Source organism: Pseudomonas sp. MAG733B, from assembly GCF_036884845.1.
In the GTDB taxonomy this organism is placed as follows: Bacteria; Pseudomonadota; Gammaproteobacteria; order Pseudomonadales; family Pseudomonadaceae; genus Aquipseudomonas.
Window position 1 is genome coordinate 3,590,707 of sequence record NZ_CP145732.1, and the last position, 12,923, is coordinate 3,603,629.

Annotated in this window: 13 protein-coding genes; 4 read left to right on the top strand and 9 right to left on the bottom strand. The window is 57.6% G+C overall.

Going from position 1 to position 12,923, the window contains the following annotated elements:
- Genes V6Z53_RS16645 through V6Z53_RS16680 form a run of 8 tightly spaced genes read right to left on the bottom strand, consistent with a single transcriptional unit; the run spans position 1 to position 6,819 of the window.
- The gene (locus V6Z53_RS16645; protein ID WP_338580692.1) at positions 1–993 is read right to left on the bottom strand and encodes a VWA domain-containing protein; all 993 of its coding nucleotides are present in this window, start codon (positions 991–993) and stop codon (positions 1–3) included.
- Positions 980–1,570, bottom strand: coding sequence for a DUF4381 domain-containing protein (locus V6Z53_RS16650; protein ID WP_338580693.1), 591 nt, complete (start codon positions 1,568–1,570; stop codon positions 980–982). The genes V6Z53_RS16645 and V6Z53_RS16650 overlap by 14 nt, the downstream gene beginning before the upstream one ends.
- Positions 1,567–2,502 (bottom strand): DUF58 domain-containing protein, encoded by a 936-nt coding sequence (locus tag V6Z53_RS16655; RefSeq protein ID WP_338580694.1) that lies wholly within the window; start codon positions 2,500–2,502, stop codon positions 1,567–1,569. The genes V6Z53_RS16650 and V6Z53_RS16655 overlap by 4 nt, the downstream gene beginning before the upstream one ends.
- Positions 2,499–3,479 carry a MoxR family ATPase gene (locus tag V6Z53_RS16660; protein ID WP_338580695.1) on the bottom strand — a complete coding sequence of 327 codons (981 nt, stop codon included), beginning with the start codon at positions 3,477–3,479 and terminating at the stop codon, positions 2,499–2,501. The genes V6Z53_RS16655 and V6Z53_RS16660 overlap by 4 nt, the downstream gene beginning before the upstream one ends.
- Before the next feature lie 8 nt (positions 3,480–3,487).
- Positions 3,488–4,435, bottom strand: a complete 948-nt coding sequence (locus tag V6Z53_RS16665) for a transporter (RefSeq protein WP_338580696.1) — start codon at positions 4,433–4,435, stop codon at positions 3,488–3,490.
- Positions 4,432–5,850: a DUF1254 domain-containing protein gene (locus V6Z53_RS16670; protein WP_338580697.1), complete on the bottom strand. Its 1,419-nt coding sequence runs from the start codon at positions 5,848–5,850 to the stop codon at positions 4,432–4,434. Before V6Z53_RS16670 ends, V6Z53_RS16665 begins: the two co-directional genes overlap by 4 nt.
- 26 nt (positions 5,851–5,876) lie before the next feature.
- Positions 5,877–6,017: a hypothetical protein gene (locus tag V6Z53_RS16675; RefSeq protein ID WP_338580698.1), complete on the bottom strand. Its 141-nt coding sequence runs from the start codon at positions 6,015–6,017 to the stop codon at positions 5,877–5,879.
- A gap of 10 nt (positions 6,018–6,027) precedes the next feature.
- On the bottom strand, positions 6,028–6,819 hold the full coding sequence (locus tag V6Z53_RS16680) for a hypothetical protein (RefSeq protein ID WP_338580699.1): 792 nt from the start codon (positions 6,817–6,819) through the stop codon (positions 6,028–6,030).
- 327 nt (positions 6,820–7,146) lie between these two features.
- Between V6Z53_RS16680 and V6Z53_RS16685 the strand changes: the two genes are divergently transcribed.
- From V6Z53_RS16685 to V6Z53_RS16695, 3 genes are all read left to right on the top strand, one after another.
- Positions 7,147–9,696, top strand: coding sequence for an S-type pyocin domain-containing protein (locus V6Z53_RS16685; protein ID WP_338580700.1), 2,550 nt, complete (start codon positions 7,147–7,149; stop codon positions 9,694–9,696).
- A gap of 2 nt (positions 9,697–9,698) precedes the next feature.
- Entirely contained in the window at positions 9,699–9,974 is a 276-nt protein-coding gene (locus V6Z53_RS16690) for a bacteriocin immunity protein (protein ID WP_338580701.1), read from the top strand.
- 92 nt (positions 9,975–10,066) lie between these two features.
- The gene (locus V6Z53_RS16695) at positions 10,067–11,572 is read left to right on the top strand and encodes a bacteriocin immunity protein (RefSeq protein ID WP_338580702.1); all 1,506 of its coding nucleotides are present in this window, start codon (positions 10,067–10,069) and stop codon (positions 11,570–11,572) included.
- Positions 11,573–11,667: 95 nt separating this feature from the next.
- On the opposite strand, the gene V6Z53_RS16700 is transcribed toward V6Z53_RS16695, so the two are convergent.
- Entirely contained in the window at positions 11,668–12,093 is a 426-nt protein-coding gene (locus V6Z53_RS16700) for a YciI family protein (RefSeq protein ID WP_338580703.1), read from the bottom strand.
- Between the two features lie 290 nt (positions 12,094–12,383).
- Between V6Z53_RS16700 and tpx the strand changes: the two genes are divergently transcribed.
- The gene (tpx, locus tag V6Z53_RS16705; protein ID WP_338580704.1) at positions 12,384–12,884 is read left to right on the top strand and encodes a thiol peroxidase; all 501 of its coding nucleotides are present in this window, start codon (positions 12,384–12,386) and stop codon (positions 12,882–12,884) included.
- The last annotated feature ends 39 nt before the right edge of the window (positions 12,885–12,923 follow it).

Here is a 12,923-nt window from a genome sequence, read left to right on the forward strand (position 1 = left end):
TCAGGCCTCCTGCCGTTGACGGGCGAGGGTCAGGCGCGGACGCAGCAGCGCGCACAGGTGATAGAACGCGAGCAGTGCGATTGCAACGCCAAGCGGCCACCAGAACAGATCCCGTTTGGGCTGATGGCTGAGGGTTTTCACTTGATGCGGGGTGAGTTGGTCGAGGGTGCTGTAGACCTGATTCAGCGCATTACGGTCTTCGGCGCGGAAGAAGCGCCCACCGGTGGTCTTGGCAATGTCCTGCAAGCCTTGCAGATTCACTTTGGCTTCCCCTTCGGCATTCGGGTCGCCAATGCCGATGGTGTGAATCACCACGCCCTTGGCCGCCGCCATGGCCGCTGCATGATCCGGCGTGATGGCGCTGCTGGTGTCGTTGCCATCGGTGAGCAGAATCAGGACCTTTTCCTGTTCATGGGCCTGGTCCAGCAGCTTCAGGCTCAACCCGATCGCATCGCCGATGGCCGTGTTGGGGCCGGCCATGCCGATCCCCGTGTCGTCCAGCAGCAACGACAGGCTGGCGTGGTCAAGGGTCAGCGGCGCCTGCGGATACGCGCCGCTGCCGAACACGATCAGCCCGAGGCGATCCTCTTTGCGCTTGTCGATAAAGCCGTGGACCACTTCCTTTACGGCGGCCAGACGATTGATCTTCTGGCCATTGGCGTCGGTGAAGTCGGTGGTCTCCATGGACTGGGAAAGGTCGATGGCGAGCATCAGGTCGCGCACCGGTTGCTGGCGTTCGATGGGCTTTTCCACGAGCACTGGCCGGGCCGCGGCCAGCAGCAAGAGCCCACACACCAACAGGTTCAACAGCAACTGCCAGCGATTGCTGCGGGTGCCGGCCTGGCTCGGTGCCTCACCCACCGCCCGGCTCATGGCATTGAAAAACGGCACGCGCACGGCACTGCGCGCTTCACGGTAATCGGGCAGGTAGCGATAACCCAGCCACGGCAATGGCAGTAGCAGTAACAGCCAGGGGTAATCAAGCTGCCACATGATGACGCTCCACCCAGGTTTTGCAGGTGTCGAACAATTGTTGACGTTGTTCAGTGGGCAGGGCGCGCAGGGTTGCTTCCGGCGCGTATGCCAGCAGGGACAGTTGCTGGCCGAAATCCGCGGGGAGCGGCTGCTTGATGTGCTGCTGGAGAAAGGCTTGCCAATCCTCTTTTCCAAGCACAGCAGGACCCTGTGGGAGCGAGCTTGCTCGCGATGAGGACGGCACATTCAGAGCAGATTTCGACTGACCGGACGCCATCGCGAGCAAGCTCGCTCCCACAGGTTTTGTGGTGTGTCTGGAGGGCATGGAAAGGGCGACGCGCTTGAGCAATTCCGGCAACTCGCGCAAGGCATTCAGATCACCACTGCGCTGCTGCAACTGCGCCAGCCGCAGCAACGCCTCGCGCCGATAACGGTCTCGCCGCCATTGCCTATGACGCCGTGCACCCAGCAGCAGCGCCGTTACCACGAGTAATGCCAGCAATACCCACCAACCCCAGGTCTGCGGCGCATAGCTGACCGGTGCCGGCAGGGCGATTTCATTCAGTTGCTCGATGCTCGGGATATTGGGGTTCATCGTCGCCCCCCGACAAGTTTGCCCAGTTCGGCGCGCAGTTGTTCCTGTGCTTCGCTGGCGGTGCTGAACATCATCAATGGCACTTGGCTGCGGCGCAGCAGCGTGGCCACATCCTTGAGCCGTCCGCTGAGGAAATCGCCCAAAGGCTGGTGCACCTGGCGCCGTTCCACCGCCAGTTCCACCTGCAACTGGCCTTGAGTGATCAGCAGCCGGCCGTTCTTTGGCAGGTTCAGCGCCAACGGGTCGTAGACCTGCATGGCGATCACATCGTTGTGCGCCGCCAATTGGCGCATCAGCTGCAACGTACGCTCGCCTGCGCCGGCAAAGTCGCTGACGATGCAGATCAGGTGATCGTGCCCGGCCACGGCCAGGCATTGCTGCAACACCTTGTCGAGCTGGTCTTCGCCTTCGGCGTCCGGATTGGCCGCGTTCAGTTCCTGGTTCTGCTGGACGATGCGGCTGCACAGCGCTTCGATCCGCTTGCGGCTGCGCAGCGGCGCGACGCTGTCGATGCGTCGGTCGTTGAACACCATTCCGCCGACGCGGTCACCGGCGCTGAACACCATCCACGCCGCCAGGGCGCCGAGCTCGGCGGCGAGGGCGGATTTGAAGCTGCGTTGCGAGCCGAAAAACATGCTCATGCGCTGATCGACGAGTACCAACGCCGGGCGATCGCGTTCTTCGGTGAAGGTGCGCACCACCGGTTTACCGGTGCGCAGCGACGCGCGCCAGTCGAGATGACGCAAATCATCGCCGGGTTGATAGCGGCGCAACTCGTCGAAGTTCAAACCACGGCCGCGCAAGCGCGAAGCGTGGTTGCCGGCAAGAATGCTGCCTTGCGGCTGACGGGCAACAAAACTCAGGTCACGGGCCTTGAACTCCAGGGCCATCAACTGCGCCAGAGAGACATAGACCAACCCGTCGGCGTTCATGCAGGAATCGCCACTTTGTCGAGCAAGCGGTCGAGCACCTGATCGGCACTCACACCATCGGCCACGGCGTCATAGCTCAGTTGCAGGCGATGGCGCAGCACCGGGTGCACCACGGTGCGCACATTGTCCGGCGAAACGAAATCCTGACCCTGCAACCACGCATCGGCGCGGGCGCAACGGTCCAGGCCGATGCCGCCGCGCGGGCTGGCGCCGATGTTGATCCAGCGGCCGAGGTCGGCGTCGTAATCGGCGGGATGGCGGGTGGCGTTGATCAGGTCGATCAGATAGCGGTCGATGGCAGGGGAAACATGCACCGCGCTGACTTCCCGGCGAGCGGCGAAGATCACGTCCTGAGCCAGCGCAAAACCTTGCACCGCCGCGGTCTTCGCACCGAGGGCCTGTTCTTCTTCGCGCAACAGGCGCAGCACCTGGCTTTCGTTTTCCGCACTCGGGTAATCCAGCAGCACTTTCATCAGGAAGCGGTCCATCTGCGCTTCCGGCAGTGGGTAGGTGCCTTCCTGCTCAATCGGGTTTTGCGTGGCGACAACGATGAATAGCTCCGGCAACGCATGGCTGTTGCCGGCCACGGTGATCTGCCGTTCTTCCATGGCTTCAAGCAGTGCAGCCTGGACCTTGGCCGGGGCGCGGTTGATTTCGTCGGCCAGGATCAGGTTGCCGAACAATGGCCCTGGCTGAAAACGGATCTCGTTTTTGCCTTCAACCTGATGCAGCACCTCGGCGCCGGTAATGTCCGAGGGCAGCAAATCCGGGGTGAACTGGATGCGGCTCATCTTTGCGTCCAAGTGTTTGGCCAGCGCCTTGACCGTGCGGGTCTTGGCCAGGCCGGGCAGGCTTTCCAGCAGCAGATGGCCGTTGGCCAACAAGCCCACAAGAATTTGGCGGATCACCTGATCCTGGCCGAGTACTGCTTCGGTAATACTCGCTTGCAAGGCGTTGAGGTCGTTGAGTGCGCTCATGTCAGCTCCTAGAAAAACGCCAGGGTCATGTTGACCGCGATGCCGTTGCCTTCCGGACGGTTTTTGGTGTCGAACTCCGGCACCCAGCGCAGACTCAGGTTGGCCTGGGCGTCGGCGAACTTGCCGGTCCAGCCCACCACCGGGCCGGCGCCCACCGAGCGCCCGCGAAAACCGCTGGTGGAGCCTGACCCGGAGTCATCGTTGATCTGCTGGATGTAGCCCGCCGCAAGACCCGCGGCCCAGCCATTGCCGAAGCCGTGGGTCCAGAGTGCGTCGAGGGTGAAGAGGTCGCCGTTCTGATAATCCGTGGCGTCGTTTTCGGTGTAGAACTCCAGCCCGCTGGACAGCGTGAGTTCGCCGCCTTTGCCGTCAAGGTGAGTGAAGGCCACGGTGGGCATGAAGGTGTAGGTGTTCTGTCCGGGGTTGGCCAGGCGATTATCGTTATAGGCACCTGTCGGCACGTAGATCGGCAGGGAAAACGAGATGTGATTGACTTCGTCGAAGTGATATCCCGCAGCGATCGGCGTCACCAGCATGTCGGCGAATTGAGTGCCGGTATCTTCCGTGCCCAGGGTCCTGCCTCGGGGGCCAGTGATGTTGGCGGTAACGTCGGTGTACTGCACCGGCACGCCGACCGCCGACGCGTAGTTCCAGCGACCTTTGCCGGTGTCCCAGACGTGGGTGAAGTTGGCCATGGTGTAGGAAACCTTCATGTCCAGCCCGGTACTCAAGGCACCCACGATCGGTACTTGTGAATTGCCTTTCAGATCGCCGTCATACCAGATACTGGTCAGGGACATCACCCAACCGGGTTCCGGCGGCACGATCCCGGCATTGGAGAACACTTGCTGGCCGGTGATCGGCCGGCCGACCCCGCCTTCAACCGCCAGCGCCAGCGGGCTGCCGCCGACCATGCACAGCGCCAGCAACGGGCGCACTACGTAGGGCTTGATCATGACTGACTCCGCTTACTGATTTGTTGGGTGACCGGCGTCAGCAACGGCATTTTCCATTGGCCATTGGTGACTTCCGGTTTGGGCAGGTACAGGCGCAAGATGCCGTAGAACGGGCCGCTCGGCGCAGGCAGCCAGTTGCTTTGCAAGTCCTTGGCCGGCGCTTTCTTTTGTAAGTAGAGGGTCAGCCCACCGTCAGCGTCGAGCTTGAGGTCGGGCAACATGCGCGAGTTGATCAGGTAGCGATTGAGCGGGTTGGCCACCAACAGCTTGTTCTTGCCGTCGTACATGGTCAGCGACCAGAAGGCGTCGGCCGGGGGCAGGGCGCCCTTGTCGAAATGCAGGGTGTAGTCGTGTTTCGAGGCATCGACCGGTTGGCCGTCCTTGTCGACGAAGTAGCCAATGTAATTGGCCTCTTCGGCGGAGTTGCCGAAGATCCCCATGTTGGCACCGGCGTAGCGGTACAGGTAATTGCCCTTGAGGTGATCGCGGGTGCCAAAAAAATCGCCGCTGGTGACTTCGTGGGTATCCACCCTGGTTTTCTTGAACCCGGCGAATTCTGCCTTGGCGTCGCTGATACCGTCCTCCAGCGCCTTGCGTTGATCGGCGCTCAGTTTGGTCAGGTTGAATGGCTTGCCGGCTTCGATACCGATGGTCTTGAAGCGCGCGAGCAGGTCTTTTTCCACGTCCTGGGCCGGGGCGAAAGTCAGCATGAAATTCAGGTAGCGGAACAAGTCCGGGGTGTCGCTCATGGTTGGCGAGGGCTTCGGCCAGTCAATTTTCGGTGCGGCGGGCGGCGCCTTGTGTTTGTCGTACTGGCTGAGGGTTTCCACCTGGTAACCCTTCTGGATCTGCTTGACCTTGGCCAGGTCCTGTTCATCGAACAGCTGCGTGCGGTACAGCGCATAGGCAATGTTGCTTTCACTGCGCAGCAGCCGGTCGATGTTCTGCGGTTGCCGACCCTTCCAGTTGGGGCCGGCAATCATGAAATGGCCTCCATTGTTGCCGGTGCTGCGGGTGCCCAGGTAAGCGAAGTTCTGTGTGTAGGCGTCGATCAACTGCACTGAGTAGTAACGGTGTTCTTCGATGGGCGGCAGGGTCAGCACCAGCGGTTCGGCGCGCAGGTCCATCCAGACGAAAGAGTAGGGCGTGTCGGCATTCGGCGTGACGAACGCGGTGTCCTTGGCGGTGAAGGCTGTGGCGGTATTGCCGATCTGGTTGAACGGCGCCTTGAAGTTCGAGCTCTTCTTGTCCACGGCCTGGGTGTAGAGGGTCTTGTACATTTCGACCACCGGGAAGCCATACAAATAGGCTTCCTTGGCAATGCCCCGGGCTTGCTCCGGGGTAGCGGTGAAATCGGCCCACGCACTGGTGCTCAGGGAAAGCGCGAGTGTAGTGAGCAGCAGGCGGTTACGCATAAAACTTCCTTATTCAACCTTTGGCGTCATTGCCCGGCCGTAATGCTGACAAGCGTCGAGTGCTGTTCGGTGTGTTGCGGGTGGGTATCCAGGTCATGGGCGCCAACACCGCAACTGACGAACGTGGTCATCAGGCTGAAGATGGCTGCGCGAATGGCAATCTGCATGGCAATGTCCTCACTTTCCAAACGTGACGTTGAGTCCGGCGTACAGCGTGAACTTCGGCAAGTCATCGCCTTTGTGGTCCACGGTCCACTGTGGTTCGATAAAGACGTTGAGGACATTGGGCCCGGATTTCCACACCTTGCCGCCACCCAGACCGAGGGGGATGTAATGGGTGTCGTTCTTCAGGTCGAAGGTCCAGATCCCGGTGGAGCGCAGGTACCAGCCTTTTTCCAGGTTATGGATGATGAAAGGCTGCATGGTTGCGCTTTCGACGTGGGGCCGGTCATGGTCGCCGGCAAAGGAACTCTGGTACTGCACCAGCGCGCCCAACAGGCCGCGAGGCGAGGAATCGATCGCTACGGCAGCCAGTCCCGCCTGCCATTTGCCGGTGCCGAGTTCGTCCTGATCGGCGGTGGGCGCAGTAATCATCGGGCCAACGCCCAACTGCACGCCTTCGGTCTTGAGCAGGAAAATATCGAACAAGTTCAGATCACCTTCGCCGGTGCTGTAGCCGCTGTTCGGGTCCGGGCGCGTGCTGATCGGCGCCGTGACACGTATCAATTGCGGGACGCCAATGAAATCGTTGGGCGCAATCGGCAGCGTGCCGCGCACCAACAGGTCATTGGTATGAATATTGGAATCGTAGAACTTCGGGGTGTAGTAATCCTGCAGGCTCATCCCCGGCGCGATGTTCAACGGGTTGTTGCTTTTGTTGGCTGTCTCGGCGTCGTCCGCCTGAGCAAAAATGAAAGGCGCAAGCGAACTCACCAGAATAACGGCGCCCATCCCCATTTTTTTCAACATGATTCCCCCGGTTCCCTGGTGGCTCATCAGATGACTCGGCACTTGCTGGCCGTTACGACGTAATCTCTTTTGGTATCAAGCCTGTAGGACACGTCTGGTTGACGCTAGCAGCTAACCGCGGTTTAGCCAGTCGAAAGGATTAATTCTTTGGTTTTGTGCGCAAAGTCTCACGAGTTTTGTGTACTAAAAGGTTAACAAAAACCAGATGTCAGGCATGTCAGTGTCTGCAATCCGAAAAAGCGATAAATATCTCAGGCATATAAATATGTACCGCACCTGACCTACATCCCATCGACATGCTGTGCCCTACAGACAAGGAGAGACTGTATGGCACAAAACACATTGAACGATGGATCAACAGGTGACGTAGTGATCAGGCCTGGACCGCCGGCCTCCGGCGGTGGTTCGGGTGGTGGACATGGTGGTGGTGGGGGGAATCGGGTCGGTGCTTCGGGCAATTTCGGTGGCCCGAGTGCAAAGACCATAGCCCTCAGGAAACAGGCCAATCTGGAGCGAAAGGAAAAGGAGGCAAGGGAGAAGGCACAAGCCGCAGCAAAAGCTCAACAAGATTTGGAGACGGCCCGTATCCAGACGCGGCAGCAACTGCTCGCAGGGTTGGCGCAGCGTCAAGTCGCTTTTAAAGCTGAGACCGATCGAAACTTCGCTGTCAGGTTTGAACAACTCACGCAATCACTTGAGCATGAAATTTCGGCGGCGCGTAAACCACCCGATGTTGGTGCTTCGGGGGAGCCTTGGCAGCTTTATTCCATCAACAAAATAAAGAGCCAAATCGACGGGCTCAGCGTCCGCAAAACCGCAGATCTCAATGAAAAAAACAGGATTGCGCGCTCATACGATGGACATGATCCATTCTTGCGAACTGCGACCGACTATCTGGCTCGACTGGAGCAGTTCGGCGATGCACTTGCAAGCGGTCATCAGATTTGGGAAAGCGCTTATAACGCGGCACACGAAGCCAGATTGTTGTCGGCACAGATCAATGTTCTCGGCGATAAAAACAACGCGCTGACCAGGGAGCATACCGAGTGGGTCGAAAGGCTTGCGCAATGGGAAAGGCAACGCCAGTACGCCGAGCAACGCGATGCGCGTGTTCGTTTCAAGCGGCAGGCCGATGCAGATACGCGCATCGAGCGAGTGAAGCATGCCAATACCTGTCGTTTTCCGGTCAAGCAGTCGATGGCTGGTATGTCAGCCCTTGCTGTCGCCGGCAGTACGTGGGTTGCAGGCGCGGCGGATGCATTGGCAATCGCCGTAACCCGATCGGTGGTTTTATTGACCGAAGCAGCGGTTACGCTCACTGCCGGTCAAGTTGCGATATTTGTCGGAGGAATGGCTTATCCATCCGAGCTGGGTAACGGCGAGCTAACACCTGAGCAACGAGCTCGCTTGTTTCATGCTGTTGCCGTACCGGCGCACACGCTGGAGCTTCACGACAGTAGAGAGTTGCAAACAATCGCTGACGCGGGCGGCTCGGCGGAAGTGGAGTACCGGCTGAAGCCGTTAGCGACAGACGAGGGCGCTGCAATCATCGCCACCAAAACCGGAGGCGAGATTGATTCGCGGGTTCCAGTGGTGAATGCATCGCTGGATCCGCTAACCGGTGCATACACCGCTGAAATCCCCGGTTCCCCAACCCGTTATGTGGAGTTCACGCCGGACACTGCACCTCAAGCGCAGCTGCCCAACCAGACGCCCTTGGCCGTCACGCAACCACAGGTTCAAGGCATACCGGCCGGTGTCGATTGGCGCATTCAGGATTGCATCGTTTGCGTTCCTGGTCTTGAGCCGATTTACCTGTCTTTCGGCGTTCCACCTATGGGGACGGGAGTCGTCACGGGCACAGGTCAGCAAGGGACCAAAGACTGGTGGAGTTTGGCTACTCAGCCTGTGGGTGCCGCCATTCCGGCGCTAATCGGTGAACAGTTCCGGGGTCGGGAATTCAATTCGTTCGAGGCCTTCGACGAAGCGCTCTGGCGAACGCTGGGAGAGCATCGCGAACTTGTATTGCCGTTCGATGAGTTGAATAAAAAACGCATTGAACAAGGTTTTGCCCCTTATGCGCCGAAAAGCACATGGGTCGGTGAAAACCGCGAGTTCGAACTGCGGTATCAAGAACGTCCGGAGTTCTGGACCGATCCTTTCAATCTCGACCAAATCAGCATCAAGGTGCCGAACAGTGCCGAGGGTTGGATTGGAGTTGTACCTGCGGTTGTTCCTTGGCCGATCCCGCCGGCCAGTAGCTGGAAGCCTTTGGTGCCGCCGGGCAGTGAGCAGCTTGGTTCGACGACATCACCGATCACGCCGACCGATCCGTTGGTTTATCCCGGCAGCCCGGCCATCCCCGTCCTACCGCCAAACGAGACGTTTCCGGCTGTTGACGAAGGGGAGATAGGTGCGAGTATTCCTGGGTATCCGGGGGATATGGAACTGCCTTCGCCGGATGCTCTGTTTCGTGATCGGCGGGATGATCCGGGTGTGGCAATCGGAGTAGGTCCGGCCGTTTCGGGGGTATGGTTGGGTCAAGCGGCCCGTGAGCAGGGAGCGCCGATTCCTTTGCAGATTGCAGATCAGTTGCGATGGCAAGAGTTTCGAAATTTTCATGGGTTTAGACGGGCGCTTTGGAAGGCAATCGCCGCGGATCCAGAACTCAGGACTCAGTTCACGCCCATCGATTTACACTTGATGAAAAAGGGAAATGCACCCTATGCACCAGCAGATGATAGAAACGGAGGCCGAATTAAGTATGAAATCCATCATCTCGAGGAAGTTGCTCAAGGGGGGGCGGTTTACGATATGGGCAATCTGGTAATCATGACGCCAAGACGCCATATCAATTTTCACGGAAAAGGAAATTGAAGATGATTTTCAAAGAAAAATTTGAAGACTATACAGAAGCCGAATTTTTAGAGTTTCTACGTGAGCTTTATGAGGAGAGGGAGGACTTATCCGCGGATGAGTTTGATGAACTCATTATTCAGGGTGTGCACCACTTTGAGTTGATTACTGAGCATCCAGATCGCTCTGACGTTATTTTCTATCCTAAGGACGGTTGCGTAAGTACACCGGAAGATGTGCTTAGGGTCATTAAAGGTTGGCGAGCCGCCAATAACAAACCCGGTTTTAAATCCGAATAAATTTGAGCCTTCAACTTAACGGCACCTGCTTGCAGCGAGCAGGTGCCGTTGACTTCGGCTGTCCGCCAAACAAACGCAAGGAACTACCAAGGATGGAACTTAAAGCATCACTCAAGGAATACACCGCATCGGAATTTCAGACACTGGTCAACAAAATCTGGGCAGTCGATTTGCCCAAACAGGACCATGATGAGTTGATCAACCATTTCGACCGGATCGTCGGTCACCCCCAAGGGGCGGATTTGTTGTTTTATCCGGACGACAGGTTCAGTTCCAACAGCGCAGCGGGAGTTGTACAACTTGTCAGGGGCTGGCATCAAAAACAAGGTATCGCTGCGTTCAAGGAAGAGGCCTTGCCCGTACTGTCTCCATCGCTACCGATGAGCCCTATCACCCGAGGCTACGCCGAAGTGCAAAGGATTGCTGCAGATGTGGCTGTCTCGGATCAGGCGGTTGAAACTGCTTTTGCAGCGTTTGAGCAGAGTACTTCGCACTTGCGAAGTGAGGCAGGTGCCCAATTGGATATCTCTTCTCAAGAATCGAGCATCCGCACGCTCGAACGAACTCAGCGTGAAGCGCTTAATACCATCAGAAAATTCGCGTTCTGGAAGTGGCGCATTGAGAGCGTTAACCGTAGCGTACAGAGCAGTTTGAGGTTTGCTCGGACTGATCAGGGACAGTGGCAGAGCATCGCGTATCAGATCAACGCAACTTACAATCAGTACCTTGCGCGGTTGACGGTTATTAATCCGCGTCATCAAAGGGTTAATGAAGAGGCTGAATCATTGTTGAACATTGCGCAGGAACAATTGATCAGTTCACGTCAGCTTGCAAAACTCGGTCCGGCTCATGTGGCTTTCGTGATCAACGGGATATTGGACTTTGTCGACAATCGTCCTGCCGTGTTGCTACAGGGTGAACCCTCGGCGCTGGAGTTTTTGCAACAGGTTGAACTGCAAAAATCCCTCCGCTCGGCAGTGGCTGAATTTACATGGCAGGACGCTTCCGGTACTTCACGGAAAACAATCGAGCGCGCGCCTGTTCTGAACTTCGGATTTTCCAGTCGTGCAGATACCCAGGTCTTTGGCCTTAGCGTTCCATTGTCCGAGTTGATGCCTATCGAGGGTGAGGCTTGGCAAAACCTCGCGCAAAGCGGGGCTGAAGTGGATGTTCCGTTCAGGATGGGCTCCACAGTTGTTACGGTCGCACCAGGCTCTCAGCTCTTGGGGATAGAGGGCGTCAAGTCAATGTCGCAGGTCTATGTCGCAGCGTCTCAGGCAAGTAATTCAACACTCAAGGTGCCGGTGAAGTTGGCACGTCAAGAACAAGGCGCACAATCGTTCAGTTTTACCGCTGATGGCACTGCGCCGGTTACGATCTGTTGGTCCAATGCGCCTTCTCTTGGAAACAGTCAACTCCGAGACCCGGCACAATCGAATCCGTTGAGCTTTATTCAATCACCACCCGTGCCAATACTTGAACCCTTGAGTGATAACAAAGGTGCTCATTTTGACGACTACATCGTGGTCTTTCCTGCTGAGGCGCGACTGAACCCCGTTTACGTCATGCTTCGAAATCGACAGGAATACCCGGCTTAACGGGTGAACGTCGAGCGTACGACCACGTCCATGGACGAATAGAAAGTCCAGGACGTGATCGCGTGATCAACGTATAGCTTCCTTGAAGGAAGTATTCAGCCCTTGTTCTTCAGCCCAAACACCCGTTCCTCCTGCTCACGCAATTCCGGCGTTAGCTCCGCGCCAAAATCATCCAGCTCGAACACCTGACGAATCTCGATTTCGGCTTCAGTGCCCGGCATCGGGTTGGGGCAGCGTTTGACCCATTCGATCGCTTCTTCTTTCGACTTCACCTGCCATAGCCAGTATCCGGCGATCAGTTCCTTGGTTTCGGCGAACGGGCCGTCTATTACCGTGCGTTTATCTCCGGAGAAGCGCACGCGGGCGCCTTTGCTGCTCGGTTGCAGGCCTTCGCCGGCGAGGAGGATGCCGGCCTTGGCCAGTTCTTCGTTGTAGTTGCCCATGGCCGTGAGCAGCTCTTCGCTGGGCATGATGCCGGCTTCGGAATCCTGGCTGGCCTTTACAATGATCATGAAGCGCATGGCGATGTCTCCGCTGGATTTGAATGATTCAGTGATAGTCGTTTGATGGGATGCGAATTCGACACGGGTTCAAAAAAAGTCTCTGACGGGGCTGGGGCACCACATTCGTTGTGGGAGATCTATGTTGTATGTGCCGCCGTCATCGCGGGCAGCCCGCTCCCACAGGGTATCGGGTTGTCGGTGAGAGCAACTCTCCACAATTTGTATCCGGGGTAGGTCACCGGACAATTTCGTGGTTAACTTCGGCCTCTTCAAAATTCTCTACAACAACGTTCAGAAGGACTCAGTTCATGGCTCAAGTCACTCTTAAAGGCAACCCGGTTCAAGTCAACGGCCAACTGCCTCAAGCCGGTTCCAAGGCGCCAGCCTTTTCCCTGGTTGCCGGCAATCTGTCCGACGTCACCCTGAAAGACTTCGCCGGCAAGCGCAAAGTGCTGAACATCTTCCCAAGCGTCGACACCCCGACCTGCGCCACTTCCGTGCGCCAGTTCAATGCCAAGGCCAGCAGCGTCGACAACACCGTTGTGCTTTGCATTTCTGCTGACCTGCCGTTCGCCCAGGCGCGTTTCTGCGGCGCCGAAGGTCTGGAAAACGTACAGAACCTGTCGACCCTGCGCGGTGCCGAGTTCATCGAGAACTACGGCGTGGCCATCGCTGACGGCCCTCTGAAAGGCCTGACCGCCCGTGCCGTTGTGGTACTGGACGAAAACGACAATGTTCTGCACAGCGAACTGGTCAAGGAAATCGCTGAAGAACCGAACTACGAAGCGGCACTTGCTGTTCTGAAATAAGCATCACTTTACAAAGTTTAACGGCCTGGCCCTGTCCAG

What these genes read in the sequence shown, in the direction of transcription:
- V6Z53_RS16645 (WP_338580692.1), bottom strand. Translation starts at nt 993, where the DNA reads ATGTGGCAGCTTGATTACCCCTGGCTGTTACTGCTACTGCCATTGCCG.
- V6Z53_RS16650 (WP_338580693.1), bottom strand. Translation starts at nt 1,570, where the DNA reads ATGAACCCCAATATCCCGAGCATCGAGCAACTGAATGAAATCGCCCTG.
- V6Z53_RS16655 (WP_338580694.1), bottom strand. Translation starts at nt 2,502, where the DNA reads ATGAACGCCGACGGGTTGGTCTATGTCTCTCTGGCGCAGTTGATGGCC.
- V6Z53_RS16660 (WP_338580695.1), bottom strand. Translation starts at nt 3,479, where the DNA reads ATGAGCGCACTCAACGACCTCAACGCCTTGCAAGCGAGTATTACCGAA.
- V6Z53_RS16665 (WP_338580696.1), bottom strand. Translation starts at nt 4,435, where the DNA reads ATGATCAAGCCCTACGTAGTGCGCCCGTTGCTGGCGCTGTGCATGGTC.
- V6Z53_RS16670 (WP_338580697.1), bottom strand. Translation starts at nt 5,850, where the DNA reads ATGCGTAACCGCCTGCTGCTCACTACACTCGCGCTTTCCCTGAGCACC.
- V6Z53_RS16675 (WP_338580698.1), bottom strand. Translation starts at nt 6,017, where the DNA reads ATGCAGATTGCCATTCGCGCAGCCATCTTCAGCCTGATGACCACGTTC.
- V6Z53_RS16680 (WP_338580699.1), bottom strand. Translation starts at nt 6,819, where the DNA reads ATGTTGAAAAAAATGGGGATGGGCGCCGTTATTCTGGTGAGTTCGCTT.
- V6Z53_RS16685 (WP_338580700.1), top strand. Translation starts at nt 7,147, where the DNA reads ATGGCACAAAACACATTGAACGATGGATCAACAGGTGACGTAGTGATC.
- V6Z53_RS16690 (WP_338580701.1), top strand. Translation starts at nt 9,699, where the DNA reads ATGATTTTCAAAGAAAAATTTGAAGACTATACAGAAGCCGAATTTTTA.
- V6Z53_RS16695 (WP_338580702.1), top strand. Translation starts at nt 10,067, where the DNA reads ATGGAACTTAAAGCATCACTCAAGGAATACACCGCATCGGAATTTCAG.
- V6Z53_RS16700 (WP_338580703.1), bottom strand. Translation starts at nt 12,093, where the DNA reads ATGCGCTTCATGATCATTGTAAAGGCCAGCCAGGATTCCGAAGCCGGC.
- tpx (WP_338580704.1), top strand. Translation starts at nt 12,384, where the DNA reads ATGGCTCAAGTCACTCTTAAAGGCAACCCGGTTCAAGTCAACGGCCAA.